This window comes from Trichocoleus sp. FACHB-46, from assembly GCF_014695385.1.
Taxonomy (GTDB): domain Bacteria; phylum Cyanobacteriota; class Cyanobacteriia; order FACHB-46; family FACHB-46; genus Trichocoleus.
In genome coordinates this window covers 36989-52910 of the sequence record NZ_JACJOD010000034.1, presented here as the reverse complement: position 1 = coordinate 52910, position 15922 = coordinate 36989, and the positions used below count along the sequence as shown (strand labels likewise).

General features: G+C 50.3%; 10 protein-coding genes. 7 read left to right on the top strand and 3 right to left on the bottom strand.

Annotated elements, in window-relative coordinates:
* Window positions 1–20 precede the first annotated feature (20 nt).
* From trmD to H6F72_RS22125, 3 genes are all read left to right on the top strand, one after another.
* Window positions 21–716, top strand: coding sequence for a tRNA (guanosine(37)-N1)-methyltransferase TrmD (gene trmD / locus H6F72_RS22135; protein WP_190440914.1), 696 nt, complete (start codon window positions 21–23; stop codon window positions 714–716).
* A gap of 160 nt (window positions 717–876) precedes the next feature.
* A complete protein-coding gene (locus H6F72_RS22130; RefSeq protein WP_190440912.1) occupies window positions 877–2181 on the top strand; it encodes a branched-chain amino acid ABC transporter permease in 1305 nt (434 codons plus the stop codon).
* Complete coding sequence (locus H6F72_RS22125) at window positions 2171–3031, top strand: ABC transporter ATP-binding protein (RefSeq protein WP_370527550.1); 861 nt, start codon at window positions 2171–2173, stop codon at window positions 3029–3031. Before H6F72_RS22130 ends, H6F72_RS22125 begins: the two co-directional genes overlap by 11 nt.
* A gap of 150 nt (window positions 3032–3181) precedes the next feature.
* Here the strand turns inward: H6F72_RS22125 and H6F72_RS22120 are convergent, their stop codons facing one another.
* Window positions 3182–3526, bottom strand: a complete 345-nt coding sequence (locus tag H6F72_RS22120) for a hypothetical protein (protein WP_190440910.1) — start codon at window positions 3524–3526, stop codon at window positions 3182–3184.
* Between the two features lie 151 nt (window positions 3527–3677).
* Window positions 3678–5537 carry a tetratricopeptide repeat protein gene (locus H6F72_RS22115; protein WP_190440909.1) on the bottom strand — a complete coding sequence of 620 codons (1860 nt, stop codon included), beginning with the start codon at window positions 5535–5537 and terminating at the stop codon, window positions 3678–3680.
* A gap of 316 nt (window positions 5538–5853) precedes the next feature.
* Here H6F72_RS22115 and H6F72_RS22105 point away from each other — a divergent pair, with 316 nt between their 5' ends.
* From H6F72_RS22105 to H6F72_RS22090, 4 genes are all read left to right on the top strand, one after another.
* The gene (locus H6F72_RS22105; protein WP_190440905.1) at window positions 5854–7503 is read left to right on the top strand and encodes an FkbM family methyltransferase; all 1650 of its coding nucleotides are present in this window, start codon (window positions 5854–5856) and stop codon (window positions 7501–7503) included.
* 20 nt (window positions 7504–7523) lie between these two features.
* Window positions 7524–8075, top strand: a complete 552-nt coding sequence (locus H6F72_RS22100) for a gluconokinase (protein WP_242017068.1) — start codon at window positions 7524–7526, stop codon at window positions 8073–8075.
* A gap of 132 nt (window positions 8076–8207) precedes the next feature.
* Window positions 8208–9602, top strand: a complete 1395-nt coding sequence (locus tag H6F72_RS22095; protein ID WP_190440902.1) for a serine/threonine-protein kinase — start codon at window positions 8208–8210, stop codon at window positions 9600–9602.
* Window positions 9603–9682: 80 nt separating this feature from the next.
* The gene (locus H6F72_RS22090) at window positions 9683–10129 is read left to right on the top strand and encodes a hypothetical protein (protein WP_190440901.1); all 447 of its coding nucleotides are present in this window, start codon (window positions 9683–9685) and stop codon (window positions 10127–10129) included.
* A gap of 251 nt (window positions 10130–10380) precedes the next feature.
* Here H6F72_RS22090 and H6F72_RS22085 read toward each other — a convergent pair whose 3' ends face one another.
* Entirely contained in the window at window positions 10381–15915 is a 5535-nt protein-coding gene (locus H6F72_RS22085; RefSeq protein ID WP_190440900.1) for a tetratricopeptide repeat protein, read from the bottom strand.
* Window positions 15916–15922: the final 7 nt, after the last annotated feature.

Genomic DNA, 15922 nt, shown 5'->3' with positions numbered 1-15922 from the left:
TTCTCAAAAGTTAGGGTTTTGTGAGATTCGACATTGTTACTTTGTTTCCTGACTTCTTTACGTCACCGCTGAGTTCGGGCTTGTTAGGCAAGGCTTTAGCGAAAGAAATTGCTACGGTGCATCTCACAAATCCGCGTGATTTTGCGACTGACAAGCATCGACGTGTGGATGATGAACCCTACGGAGGTGGGGTTGGCATGTTGATGAAGCCAGAGCCAATTTTTGCGGCGGTGGAATCCCTGCCTGTTTTACCGAGGCGAGAGGTGATCTTAATGACGCCCCAAGGCCAAACGATGAACCAGGCGATGTTTCAGGAGTTGGGAACGAATTATGACCAACTGGTGGTGATTTGTGGCCATTACGAAGGAGTGGATGAGCGAGTCTTGCACCTCGTGACTCGTGAGGTGTCATTAGGGGATTTTGTGCTGACCTGTGGTGAGATTCCGGCGCTGACGCTGCTGAATGGTACGGTGCGTTTGCTGCCTGGAACGGTGGGTAAAGAGGAATCCCTTAAGGCAGAAAGCTTTGAAGCGGGTCTACTTGATTATCCGCACTACACTCGACCCGCCGTGTTCCGCGAGTGGGAAGTGCCGGCCGTTTTGCGCTCTGGAAACCATGCTGAAATCGATCGCTGGCGACAAGAACAGCAGATTCAACGCACTCGCGATCGCCGCCCCGATTTGTATGAGAAGTGGTTGAAGGATCAGGAGGTGTAAGTTGCCCTTGATACTTGTCTGCTCTCGGACTGCGGTACAATCCGATTGCCCAGCTTCCCCCTGATCGCTGTAACTTTTTAGGGCGCTTAGGGCGATCGCTCGACTCAGACTCCACCGATTCCACGATTTCTGTTCCCCTATTGCTGTTGTCAACTTTGGCATGGAAGGCTACATTGTCCAGTTAATTATTTTCACTGCAACCTATGCTCTCTTTAGCTTGGGCTTGAATTTGCAGTGGGGTTTTACAGGTCTGATCAACTTTGGTCATGTTGCCTTTATGACGGTCGGAGCCTATACCACCGTTTTACTGACGCTAACTGGGATACCCCTACCCATTGCAGTCTTAGCTGGTGCGGCTTTGGCTGCCTTGCTAGGCTTGTTGATCGGCTTTTCTACCCTCCGCTTACGAGAAGACTATTTGGCGATCGTGACAATTGGCGTGTCTGAAGTGGTGCGACTCGTAGCCCTGAATGAAGAGTGGCTAACGCGAGGAGCGCGGGGTGTGTATGGCTATCCCCTACCGCTGGACAAATTTAACCCGAATGCCTTCACGAGAGGCGGCATGATTGCTCTGCTGACGGTAGTGGTCGGTTTGGCCTACTGGAAGCTTTGGCAGTGGGTGCAGCAACGCCTCAAGACAGTGTCTCGTCCCGCCGCGATTAGAAATGCGTTGGTTTGGGGTGGCTACACGGGCTCACTCGTCTTGCTCCTAGGGGGAGTCGGAGTTGTGATGCAACAGCTCAAACTAAGCCGTGCCCTTTCGCCAGAGCTGTTAGGCTTGGGCCTGTTGATCGCTTTGGTCGGGGTAGGCTGGGTTTACATCGCGATCGCTAAAACCCTAGTGGCTCGCTTGTCAGAATGGGCCGCAGGTTTGGCTTTGTTTAGCGTCTCCTTGTGCTCGATTTTAGGCTTGTGGATGTATAGCATTGGTGCGAACGCCCTCTACAACTACTCCTACAAGGCAGGGCTGATGTTGTTGCTGGTGGTGGTGCTGGCGATTTTGTTTAGCTTGTTAGAGTGGCTGGTGCGATCGCCTTGGGGCCGAGTGTTGAAGGCGATTCGAGAAGATGAGGAAGTTGCCAAAGCCCTAGGCAAAAATGTGTTTTGGTACAAGCTGCAATCACTAATGCTAGGGGGCGCGATCGCTGGTATCGCGGGAGCCTTCTACGCTTGGCAGCTCACCTTCATCAACCCCGACGGCTTCATTCCCCTAATCACATTTCAAGCTTGGACGATTGTGGTTTTGGGTGGCGCTGGGAATAACGTCGGCACCTTGCTGGGTGGGACAATTTTCTGGGCCTACAACACGTTAACGCGGTTTGTCCTGAAAGACATTGTGCCGCTAGACGATGCGAGATTAGGCGCATTCCGCGTCATGATCATTGGCTTGATCTTGATTGTCGTGATGATGTGGCGACCCCAAGGCATTCTAGGTAAAAAGGAGGAATTAACCCTTGGTCGATGATCCCAAGTCTCCCGATGTTTTGCCGGAAGCAGTGCCGCAGCAAGGCTTAGAAGAAATTTTGACCGAGGTGGAAGACCGGAGACCCCAACCCCAGGTTCCCCTTTTAGCAGCGAGTGGCCTCTCCAAGAGCTTTGGCGGCATCAAAGCCGTGGATAATGCCGCGATCGAGGTGGCTCAGGGTAGTATCACTGGACTAATTGGCCCCAATGGTGCGGGTAAAACAACGTTGTTTAACTTGCTGTCTAACTTTATTCGCCCCGATCAAGGGCGGGTGATTTTTGATGGTGAACCGATTCAACAACTACAACCCCATCAAATTGCTCAGCAAGGCATGATTCGTACTTTCCAGGTAGCGCGGGTGTTGTCCCGGCTGTCGGTGCTAGAAAATATGCTGCTGGCGGCTCAACATCAGACGGGAGAAAATTTCTGGAGCGCTTGCTTGCAGTTTCGCCAGGTGGCTAAGGAAGAAAAGCAGTTAAAGGAGCGAGCCTACGCCATTTTAGAGTCGGTAGGCTTGACGCATATGACCCATGAGTATGCAGGAGCGCTTTCCGGTGGTCAGCGCAAATTGCTAGAGATGGCGCGTGCTTTGATGGTGCAGCCCAAACTGATTTTGCTGGACGAACCTGCGGCTGGCGTGAATCCTACCCTGATCAACCAAATCTGCGAACACATCACTACCTGGAATCGTGAAGGGCTGACGTTCCTGATTATTGAGCACAATATGGACGTGATTATGTCGCTGTGCGATCGCGTTTGGGTTTTGGCAGAAGGCCGCAATTTGGCAGTGGGCAGTCCTAGTGAAATTCAAACGAACTCCGAAGTTTTAGAGGCTTATCTGGGGCAGTAAGGGCAACAGGTACTCATCCCGAAAGTGCCTTAAAAACACGAAGAGGTGAGTTTTGACACCCACCTCCAACGCTCAAATTTTCTGCAAACTAGTTGTGATGCACCCTTTGAGAGAAGCCTTGTAGCAATTTGCGGCTTGAGTTGCTTGACCCTAGTCGTGCTTTTTCTTTTTGCCGTTTTTGCCTTCTACGGGCTCTACTGGCAGTTGCATGACGCTTCCGGTTTGCGTTTGGACTGTCTGTCCTGGAACTACCTGACCAGGAGCCGCAGCAGGAACCGCTGAAGGCGATGCCTGAGTTGTAGCTGGCGCAGGCGATACTTGAGCGGCTGGAGCGGGGCTTTCTGCGGCAGTTGGAGGAGCTAGATACCGATTGACTAGCAGGGGAATGGCAGTCGTACCAGCCAGCGAGACAGCACCAATAATGCCCTGAGTTAGGGTTACTTTAAATCCTTGTCCTTTGGGGGGTTCTGAGGGTGATCCAGAATTTGCAGTCATAGAGAGGCAGGGGTATGGCTGTACAATCAACTTCACTCATTTATCGAAAGAATCAGCCTGAGCTACAACCGTATTTTTACCGAGCGAATAAAATCTTTGACAAAGATTCAAGCGTCCATAAGCTGTCGGTAAACACGGTTCTGAAAGGAAACTACGGCTTGCTTGGCGCGTCACACCAGCGATGCCACATTTGCCGATACAGGCTTTCGAGCGTTTGAGTAAAACCGCGCCCATTTGTTAGAGGCGATCGCGACATCAGATAGCGCAAATTGGATCTGAGATAGCGTAGGCGATCGCGGTCTTCGGCTAAACGTTTGGCCAATGCTACATACTCGTTTGAAGACACAGCAATCAAATCGGTCAGCCCTAGATTGGCTAACAAGCTCATCCCCACCCTAGCCGCATGACTTTTGCCAGCCAGAGTAATCACCGGAATCCCCATCCATAGCGCTTCACAGGTGGTGGTAGTGCCGTTGTAGGGGAAGCTGTCAAGGCCAATGTCGATTTGGTGATAAAGGGCTAAGTGCTCGGCAAAAGAAGAGACGTGCCCTAGTAGGTGGATGCGATCGCTAGTCACGCCATGTTGAGTGAACAAATCATGAAAGCGCTGACGAGTAGCCGCATCAGTCAAAGCTTTGTATTTCAAAACCATCTGAGATTGGGGTACGGCCTTGAGGATATTGGCCCAAGTTGCAATCACTTCTGGTGTCACCTTGGCCAAGTTATTAAAGGAGCCAAAGGTGACGTATCCCTTCGTCAGCGCGGGCAATGCTTCTACAGTTGGGGCGTTTTGTGCTGCTTGGTAGCAGAGAAAGCCACGGGGTAGCCGCACTAAGCTCTCGGTGTGACGAGTATCAGCCACTCCTACGGGATCGGCCCAGGTATCAGTCAGGCGGTAATCGATCGCTGACAAGCCTGTGGTGTTGGGGTAACCCAAGTAAGTCACTTGGATCGGCCCAGGTTTATGCGCGAACACCAAAATGCGGTTGCCAGCCGTATGTCCTGCTAAATCCACCAAAATATCAATCTGGTCTTGGCGGACCAACTGGGCTACTTGCTCGTCACTAAGGCTAATAATGTCGCGCCAGCCATCAGCAAAGCGGCGGAATTGCTCGGTCAAGCCATCAGCGGCCAGCAGATTAGCGTAGCAGAACACCTCATAGTTGGCATGGTCGTGAGCCGCGAGTACAGAGCCGATGAAAAATCCCACCGGATGGGCGTTAAAGTCTGGGGAGACATAACCAATCCGCAAACGGCGATCGCGAGTTCGATCATTTAAGTGTGGCGTCGCCGCTTGAGTCAGCGGCTCGGCATACTGTTCGGCCCAGCGTTTGTGCTCAGCAAAAATTGTCTCCGGGTCGTGGGTGCTGTCGTAGTGCAGCGAGAACAGCAGATTACTCTTCGCTTCCATCAAACCGGGTTTCATCGCGATCGCCTGCCGATAAGCCGCGATCGCCTCCGTCATCCGTCCTTGGTCTTTGAGCACGTTGCCCAAGTTGTTGTAGGTTTCGGCCAAGTCAGGGCGTAGCACTACTGCTCGCTGGTAGTGGGTGCTGGCTTCTGCCAACTGACCTTGGCGTTTGTACATATTGCCGAGGTTGTTGTGGGCCTCAGCCGAATCGGGCTTGAGAGTTAGAGCTTTCTGGTAAGAGGCGATCGCGGCTTCCGCTTGGCCCAAGTCTTGGTAAACATTACCTAAGTTGGTATGAATGTCGGAGGCGGTAGGTTGCAGGGCTAGCGCTTGCTGGTAGTAAGTGATCGCTTGATCGAGTTGGCGACGGTTGAAGCAGGCCAGAGCCAGCTGGCAATATTGGGTTGCCGCTTGGTGCCAATACTGAGTTGCCGCTTGAATCTGCCCTTGTTGTTGAGCAATCAGCCCTAACTGAGACAGAGCCTCAACTTGGTTGGGTTGCTGCTGCAAAATTTGCCGATAGATTTGCTCAGCTTCAGACCACCGCTTGGCCTGAAAATGTTGGAGTGCGATCGCCGAAGCTTCAGAAATATTCACCATACCGCCCAATGCCTTGCTCCACTGAATCTTGCCTGCAAACTTGTCTCATCTCAAGTCTGTAACTTTAACGCTACACCGACTCCAGCATTCCCTACCCAACCCCGCATCTCAAAGCTCAATATCAAAACTCGGTCCCAGATTGCCTCACAAAAGCTGAGTTGCGCTTTCAGATAGACATTATGTTGGGAATGATCAAGAGAAATAGAGGCTAGCTGTTGTTGAGTTGAACGAATGGCTTGAGCCTTTGCCACTCGCTAAAGTGAGTTGCCCCACTTTGCTAATCCCCTAGAATTTTGCCTGATCGAGGATCTTGAGCATGTCAACGCCGCTGAAAACGATCTCCTTGCTTTGCCCCACGCGAGGACGACCTGATAAAGCCCTCCGTCTCGTCTTAAGTGTGCTGAAAACCGCGCACCATCCGGAAAGAGTCGAGGTTTTATTTTATGTAGATACCGACGACTCCACCAAACTGGACTACGTGGAGCAACTGAAAGCTCATAAAACAGAACTCAACCGCTTAAAGCAGTGCTTCTTGATGGTCAACGAGCCAATTGGGGTTTCTAAAGCCTGGAATGCCTTGGCGACTGCTTCCCAAGGCGATCTTCTAGTCATGGCCGCTGATGACCAAATTTATAACGACGCAGGGTGGGATACGCGACTCGACCAAGAAACCGCAAAATTCCCAGATGAGATTTTTTGCATGTGGTTCAACGAAGGTCACTGGGGCGAGAAGCTATGCACCTTCCCCATTGTCAGCCGCAAATGGTGTTTAACGTTGGGCTACTTCATTACAGGCATTTTTGAGTGTTTGTATGATGATCTGTGGATTATGGATATTGCCAAGCGAGTCGGGCGCTTGCACTACATTCCCGATGTGTTGACAGAGCATTTGCATTGGGGCTATGGCAAGGCTGAAATTGATTCCACTTACGAGTTCAAGCAGGTGGACTCTCAGGGAAATCTTAAGCCTGCGGTGCGACGAGATATGGATTTGTTTGGCAGAACCGCCCCATATCGAGAAGCCGATGCTCGCAGAATTGCCACAGTCATGCATGGTCCTGTGACTTTGCAACCTGGCTTGTCTCCGATTGGTCGGCCTACGATCTTCAACGATGCCAATGGCGCGATCGCCCCTACCAGGCAACCTGCCGTTTCGCCCACTAAAACCCAAGTGGTGAATTTATCAATTACTAGTAACCAAGAAACCAAACAGTTAAAGCTGTACTTGGATGCGGAAAAATATACCCAGCAACTCATGCTGTCGCGTTTTAGCGCTGGCAAGCTGTATGAAACAGAAGTTTCTGATTTTTTGATTCAAACGTTGCGTCCCGGCGATCGCTTTATTGATATTGGGGCACATGTGGGCTATTTCTCTCTTTTAGCAGCTACTTTGGTTGGTGGTTCGGGTAGTGTGCTGGCTTTTGAAATGGAGTCGGCGAACTACAAAAAGATCTTAGAAAACATTGAACTGAATCAACTCCCAAATCTCAAGGTTTTTAATGTTGCTTTAGGAGCTGAAACAAAAGAAGCCCAATTTTTTGTCAATTTAGATAATGATGGTGGTCATGCTTTGTGGAATGTGGGAGCGCACCAATTTAATCAAAAAAGTCGGATGAGCCAAGCAACAAAGAAGGTTAGTGTTACCACGCTAGACCAAGCCTTGACTGACCAAAACTCTATCCCGCCTAAGATGATTAAAATTGACACCGAAGGCGCAGAGTTGCAAGTTTTGAAGGGCAGTATAAACATTCTGAAAACTCATCGAGTTCCTTACATTATTTCTGAAGTCAATCGTTTCGGTTTACAGCAAATGGGAACCAACGAAACTGAACTGCGAGAATGGATGCGATCGCTCGGATATGACGCTTATTTAATGCAAGCTAGTTCGCCCAATTTAGTTAAGCTAGAACCTAACCAATATTGCGACACCACTAAGGTATTTAACCTGTTATTTACTCGTGTCTAACTTCAGGTTGTGAGGCAGAAATGAACGACTGTCCATTGGTCTGGATCATGATGGGGGTAGCTGGATCAGGGAAGACGGTAGTAGGGCGATTGCTATCCGAGCGCTTAGAAAGTGACTTTTTAGAGGGCGATCGCCGCCATCCCCAGGCCAACATCCTCAAAATGCTGTCCCACCAACCTTTGCAAGACGCAGACCGTCGACAATGGCTCTTAGAAATCGAGGATGATATTCAACGCGCTGGCGATCGCAATCGAGAGACGGTCATCACTTGTTCTGCGCTCAAACTCTCCTACCGCAACCACCTAGCCGCTTCAGGGCGTGTCCAACTGGTTTACCTTGAAGTACCGCATACAGAACTGGAGCGCCGCCTCACTCAACGACAAAATCACTACATGCAGTCTGCCATGCTGCAAAGCCAAATCGCTGCCTTTGACTCCATTAGCCCCGAAGAAAATGTCATCACGGTAGATGGAATTTTACCTCCGGTTGAGGCAGTCAATTCATTGCTCAGTCAGGCAATGCAACGATTCCCCAGCCTAAAACAACCTTGGTGGCAACGAACCGCAGAATAAGCTTTTCTTGATTGACCACTCTGCACTAAGCTCAGGACCAAGTGTAACGAGTTATTGCAGAAGACGAAATAGTTGGCGAATGAACAGACAAACATTTAGCTGAATTCTTCGCCCTGCTACGTTCCTAAAGCAATGGATCAACTCGTTAACCAAGTTTTGTGCGATCGCTACCGCATTCAATCTCTGCTAGGCCATCAGGCTGGTCGTAAAACTTTTCTAGCAAAGGATCTGCAAACAAAGTTACCTGTTGTTATCAAGTTATTGCTCTTTGGCCCTAGCTTTACTTGGCAAGATCTAAAACTTTTTGAACGAGAGGCGGAAGTCCTCAAATCCCTGAATCATTCAGCTATCCCTAAATATCTTGACTACTTTGACGTCGAAACTGAATTAGGCAAGGGTTTTGCGCTGGTTCAAACTTACATTGAGTCGAAGCCTTTACAGGATTGGGTACAGTCTGGACGAACTTTTAGCGAGGCAGAACTCAAAGCGATCGCGAAAGAACTTCTAGGAATTTTAGACTACCTCCATAGCCGCCAGCCTGCGGTTGTGCATCGAGATATTAAACCCAGCAATATTTTGCTAGGCGATCGCAGTGGTCATAGTCTGGGACAAATCTACCTGATTGACTTTGGTTCTGTCCAAACCACAGTTCAGGATGGGACAAGAACCATTGTTGGCACCTACGGCTACATGCCATTTGAGCAATTTGGAGGACAAACCACGCCTGCTTCTGATCTCTATGCTTTGGGAGCAACGCTAATTTATTTAGCAACAGGCCAACACCCCAACCAACTGCCGCAGCGGAAGATGCAAATTCTGTTTGAGGATCGTACTAACCTCAGCCAATCACTTAGAGATTGGCTCAAGTGGATGACAGAACCGGATGTAGAGCTACGCCCCAAATCTACAAATCAGGCGTTAGAAGCTTTAGAAACACCTGATTTACAGAAATATGGTTTGTCATCGGCAGGCGCTAGGAAACCTGCTGGTAGCAAGGTCACAGTTAGAAATACCAGACAAATGTTAGAGATTTTGATTCCACCTAAGGGCTTCGATGTTGTTGAACTTATCGCTAAAGCATGGATTGGATTAATAGCAGGAGCGACCTTGATTTTGCCTGCCGCCATAATTGATATTCAGATCTTTTGGCCAATTGTACTTCTTCCAGTTTTTGTAACAATTGGGGGCATTTTCCACACTCTCTTTGCTCAAGTTAGGTTCTGCTTGACTCAACTGGAAGTCTCTTTGTCCCATGAGATACTTGGGTGGAAATATTTATATCTTAGTGAAGCTAGACACAATATTTTTGAACTCGAACTAACGCACATTTTTCGGCGAAAGGATTTAGAGGGAAATATCATTATTGTTCCTCCTCAAATAAAACTTTGGGCTGGAACTAAAGAATTTGAGTTGGGTGGTAGAGGCCGCCTGACAAAGCCAGAGCTTGACTGGTTGGCTTACGAACTAAGCAGTTGGTTAGATTTGCCCGTTGCAAGAACTGACCTGGCAAATTTAGCAAAGAAATAAACCTTAGAGATTTCGTGATATCTCAAGTTGACTTGTCAAGTATGAAACTCTATTTCTATTAGGCTCAACAGGGCTTTAGCATGTCTAAACATATTAATTTCTTAGGATACAGCTTGTGGGTGCAAGACCATGCTGAACAAATATCTGCCAAGATACTATCCAAAGCTCCTCTTTACAGTCCTAGAGCCCTAGCCGCTTATTGCATCTTTTTTGATTTTGGAATTGGTACACTTTTATACAGTATTAATGTATTTCGTCGTGGCTATTTATGGCGAGGTAGAGCGATCGCCATATTATCAGTGGTACTTCTAGTTGTTGAAATGTTCACTTCTGCTTCTGGTATACGTTTTCTAGCTCCTGGCAGAAGCATCCTCAACATGTTAGTTGCAATTTGCCTGTACAGCGCTGAAAAGCCTCATTTCAACCGAGCGGTACGAGATGGGATGAAACAAGCGAGATGGTGGTTACCATTAGTCTGGATTTTAGCCGTTGTTTTGATATTGCTATTACTACGGTTTGTTTTATAGTAGTTTTTGCACAAGTTCTAGATAACACGCCACGGCACGAGAGTAGAGTGTTCCACTTAAACTCTTGAATTTCCAAACTCCAATGAAGTTTCTTGGCAAACTTTCGATATTGATTGGTAATAAGTGATTCTGGCTGAAGCTCTGTAAACCCATGCACATGAATTAGCTTCATATCTGTTTCTATATGTCAAATTCTATATGTCAAATTAGCTCACCTAGAGTGCCCACCTGAGTCATAAAGAACTTCAAATTTATAGGTTGAGTCCGGTGAGGCAGCGTTGCACTTGTTTTTCCCAGATCCAATTTTGCATGAAGCGGGCGGCGGCTTGGCCCTTGGCTTGAGCGGTTTGGTAGTCGGTGTAGACCTGTTCTAGAGCTTCCACGATTTCTTCTACGTCTGATTCGCCCCAGCCTTCTACACCTTGGAAAATGGGAATTGATTTAGCAGGTTTTTGATGAGTGAGGGCGTAGCAGCGATCGCTCCCAATCAAATCTAAGTGGCCCGTATTGGCTGAGAGAATCGTGGGTAGCCCACAAGCCATACTTTCCATTGCTACCAAGTTGGTGCCGCCTTCTGCGCGATTGGGAAATACCGCAACGTGGGCTTCACGGATAATCTGCCCCACCATGTGATTGGGAATGGGGCCAACATCAATACAGGCATCGGCGGGAATCCCATTTGCAACGAGCCATTCCACTACTCGTAAGCGACCATCAGCATGAATAGCTGGCATACCTTGGACGTGACCTGATTGCTCCAGCCCCAACATGAATTGTGGCCAGAAATTATGCCAAGCCGTGAGGAGTAATGCGTCTGGGTGGCGATCGCGAAACGCCCTGAAAGCTGCAATCACGATATCCTGACCTTTGCGGTACTCCAACTTGCCGCCGGAAAAAATCACGAAGCGATCGCGAAACAAATTGGCTTTGGGAGCAGGATGAAAAATCGCTGGGTCAATGCCTTGAGGGGCGGTGTAGACGTTTTCTAGGCCGTAGCTTTGCAATACTTGGGCGTTCCAAGTTGAGCCTGCCACGATCGCATCATAGGTTTTAGCCTTGGCAATGGCTTCTGGTTTTAGGGCCGTATCTTCAAAAAACACCACGCCGAAATTGCGCTGACCGGAGACTCGCGGTAACAGTTTAGAGTCAAAATCTTTGCCCAAGGCGTAGAAGATGGGGATATCTAAGCCGACTTGTTGCTTGGGGTAGTTAGCCAGCAGGTTTTGTAGATTTCCCTGTTGGGCGATCGCAGGACGCAACAGCACTTGGTGTAGCGGATTGAGCAGTTCTGAGGTGACTGAGGCGGGTGTCAGCAACATCGGAGCGAAGTGAGGATGCTGCTGCAACTGGAGCGTGAAGTTGATGCCGTAAACTCCCCATCCTGTCATTAAGCTCAGTTGCCAGCCGATACCAATGGGTCTCACTGGCTTAGTGTTTGCGGTGGGAGGTGGGGGAGTGACGTTAGTAGAATTGTCGGGTGGAGTAGCTGCTGCGAATTCAGGAGAAGGCTGGGGCATGGCAGGAAGAGAATGGGTTGATGGCGATGGTGTCTCTACTAATGTTTGCAATGCTTCTTGGACATGGCTGATCACAGCTGCCCAGTCACCCGGTTGTTGCTGACGAAACAGCCGCATCGTGGGATACCAAGGGCTATCTTCTCGCTCTAACAGCCAACGCCAATCAGGGGCAAAGGTGAGCAGCACCCACACAGGTTTGCCCATTGCGCCTGCCAAGTGAGCCACAGAAGTATCCACGGTAATCACTAAATCCAGTTGAGCGATCGCGGCGGCTGTATCAGCAAAGTCTTGCAACTGCGAACTTAAATTCTCTACGGTTGCACCGTCACTGGTGAGTTGGGCGAGTTCTGCAACTGAGGCATCTTTCTGCAAGCTGTAGAAGCTGACTCCTGGTATCGTCAGCAATGGTTGAAAACAGTGCGGTGAGCAAGAGCGATGATGGTTGTTTTGATTCGTGCGGCTGCCCGACCAAACGATGCCAACTTTCAGATGGCCAGCAGGTGCGCTGAGCTTTACGGCGGATTGTGTCGGAGGGACAATGTAGGGAACTGAGGCAGGGATGGTGTCTACCGTGGTACCCAACAAGCGCGGCAAGCTCAGCAGTGGTGTGTGCAGATCAAAGACGGGCAGTAGGTTTTCTTGAGCCACGAGTTGAGCGATGCCAGCCATCCCAGACAATAGGCGCAGCAGTGGGGCTTGGCATTCCACAATCACCCGTCCGCCGCGCTCAGCGACCAAAGCCGCATAGCGAATGAATTGAATCGTATCGCCAAAGCCTTGCTCTGCATGGAGCAAAATAGTTTGCCCTTGCAAGTCTGAGCCATCCCATAGTGGCTGAGCAAAAGGACGAGACCGTCGGTGGGGTCGTCGCCAGCGCCATTCGTACTCGACAAATCCCTGCTGGAAATCTCCGCTGATCAGCCAAGCCAAAGCGCGATTCCAATGAGTCTCAATATCGTCAGGATTTTTAGCTAGAGCCTGGTTGTAGGCTGCGATCGCCTGATCCAACTTGCCTTGCTGACGGTAAATTAAGCCCAAGCTGGCATAAGCGTTCGTGAAGTTGGGGTTGATCGCCAAAGCTTTTTGGCAATGGACGATCGCCTCCGCAAACTGGCCTTGTTCCCGCAGCGTGGCGCTGAGGTTGGCATGGGCTTCGGCAAAGTTGGGCGCGATCGCCAACACCCGCTTGTAGTAAGCGATCGCTTGGTCAAATTGGCGTTTTTGGTGCGCGATCACTCCTAGCAAATGTAAGGCATCTAGGTGGTTGGGGTCTTGCTGCAATACCTGAAAGTAAATGGTGCTGGCTGCCTCTAGTTGATTAGTTTGGTGCCTTTGGAGGGCAGTAGCGATCGCCGCCTCCAAATCACTCAGAGGTGTAGGCAGGCAACTGGCTAATAATTTTTGCAGTGCTTGACTGACTCGCTCAATGACTTCAGGCCAATTTCCCGCAGTGGTTTGCCGAAATAGCCGCATTGTCGGGTACCAAGGGCTATCTTCGCGATCGGTGAGCCAGCGCCAGTCAGGGGAGGTGTCGAGCAGCAACCAAACTGGCTTGCCTAAGGCTCCCGCTAAATGAGCCACGGAGGTATCAATGGCAATCACGAGGTCGAGTTGGGCGATCGCGGCGGCTGTATCGCCAAAATCTTGTAACTGGGGGCTTAAATCTTGAATTGCCGTAGAGGGGAGTTGCGCTAAATCAGCAATTTGCGGGCCTTTTTGCAAACTATAGAACGCAACTCCAGGCAGCTCTAGCAGAGGCAAAAACTGCTGGAGGGGGCAAGAGCGCTGATTGTTGTGCGGATGGGTAGGATTACCTGACCAAACCAAGCCAACTTTGAGTTGCGTGGCTGGTGGGGCGACTAAAGTCAGGCTGGAGGTTGGAGGCTGCAAGTAGGGCACCTGGGCAGGAATGTTTTCCAGGCTGGTGTCTAAAATTCGCGGCAAGCTTAATAGTGGCGCATGGACATCAAACTTGGGGATGGCCTGACCCTCGACGATAAATTGCTGAATCTGGGGGAGGGGCTGAACCAGCGTGGATAACGCTTGCTGACAAGCCACAAGGATGCGGCCTCCCTTCTGCGCTACTAAGGCTACATAGCGAATGAATTGAATCGTGTCGCCAAACCCTTGCTCTGTATGAATCAGCAGGGTTTTTCCTGACAAGTCAGAGCCATCCCAAATTGGTTGTTTGAATGGTTGTGGCTTCATGTCTGGTCGTCGCCACCGCCACTCATATTCCTCAAAACCTCGCCTCAAGTCACCGATCCGTAATAGCGCGATCGCTCTGCTAAAGCGGGCGTCGACATTCTCAGGATTAACGGCTAGCGCTTGGTTGTAGCAAACCATTGCCTCGCTATAGCGACCTTGGGCCTCCCAGATTGTGCCCAAGTTGTTGTAGGTCATGGCGTAGTTGGGATTCAGCGCGATCGCCTGCTGGTAATGCGCGATCGCGGCATCAACTTGGCCTTGTTCTTTCAGCGCGGCCCCCAAGTTGTGGTGCAACTCAGCGGCTCCAGGATTCAGGGCGATCGCTTGTCGGTAATGAAAAATTGCCGCCTCAATTTGCCCGGTTTGGCTGAGCGCTACGCCCAAGTTACTATGCGCTTCCGGAAAGTTGGGTTTAAGGGCTAAGGCTTTTTGGTAGTAGGCGATCGCGTCAGAGTTACGTTTCTCAGTGGCGGCTAATGCCCCCCGCAACTGCCAAACCTCGGCTTGGTTGGGTTGTGCTTGCAAAATTTGCTGATAAACTTGCTCGGCTTCCGCCAAACGACCTGATTGATAGTGCTGGATAGCAGTTTTTAGGAGTGCTGCCCAATCTTGCTCGGGTAGAGCATTGGCTGACCTCACCCCGCCTGCGGCACCCCTCTCCTGTAGGAGAGGGGCTAGGGGTGAGGTTTGGCTTTTATCTAGTAAATATTTTTGCGGTTGAGCGATCGCCTCCCGCAGTGCTGCCACCACTCGCGTCAACACACCTGCCCAATCACCAAATTGAGCTTGCCGAAACAACCGCATGGTGGGATACCAAGGCGTGTCTTCTCGCTCCAGCATCCAGCGCCAATCGGGAGCAAACGAAAGCAATACCCAGACAGGTTTACCTAAAGCTCCAGCCAAATGAGCGACTGCTGTATCTACCGTGACAACTAAATCAAGTTGCGCGATCGCGGCGGCTGTATCACCAAAATCTTGTAACTGGGGGCTTAAATCTTGGATGCGATCGCTCAGTGCACCCAGTTGAGCCAGTTCTTCTGGTTGGGCTGCTTTTTGCAAGCTGTAAAGCGTTACGCCAGGGATATTTAGCAAAGGGCGGAAGTCACCCGCTGTACAGGAGCGATTGCGATTATTGCGATTTTCTGGATTGCCCGACCAGACGAACCCTACTTTTAACTGGGTGCTTGGAGGGGTGACCAAGGTGATCGAGCTAGAGCTAGGAACCTGAAGATAGGGCACCTGAGCAGGAACGGTTTCTAGGGTGGTGCCGTGGAGCCAAGGTAAGCTCATCAGCGGTCTCTGCACATCGAAGGCGGGTAAAGCTTCACCTTGAGCGACAACGGCTTGCACTCCGGGCACCGTTTGGACTAAGCGAACTAAGGGAGCTTGGCACTCTACCACCACCTGCCCGCCTTGTTCTGCAACCCAGGTGGCGTAGCGAATAAATTGCATCGTGTCGCCGAACCCTTGCTCGGCATATAGCAGAATCCGCCGTCTCGATAGGTTTGAGCCATCCCAGAGAGGTTGGAGAAATGGGCGTAGTTGTTTGCCTTCGCGTCGCCAGCGCCATTCATATTCCGCAAAGCCTTGGCCTAAATCTCCACCCAGCAACAAAGCCAGAGACCGATTCCAATGAGGCGAGACAAATTCTGGCTTCAGCACGATCGCTTTGTCATAAGCTGCGATCGCCTCAGCTACTTTGCCTTGATGCCGCAGGGCATGGCCTAAGTTGTTGTAGGCTTCTGGGTAGCGGGGATTTAGAGCGATCGCTTGCTGGTAGCTAGCCACAGCCGCCGCATATTCACCATTGGCAACCAAAGCCAATCCTAGATTGTTGTAAGCATCAGCAACCTCAGGCTTGAGGGCGATCGCTTGGCGGTAGTGCGCGATCGACTCCTCAATGTAACCAGCTTGGTAAGCAATTAGCCCTAGGCCATGCAAGGCAGGGAAATAATTAGCCTCTTGCTGCAAAATTAAGCGGTAAAGCTGCTCGGCTTGATGCAACTGCCCAGCTTCGTGATGCTGAACGGCGCTAACAAACGCTTCACGGATGGTTGCCATGTGGCTA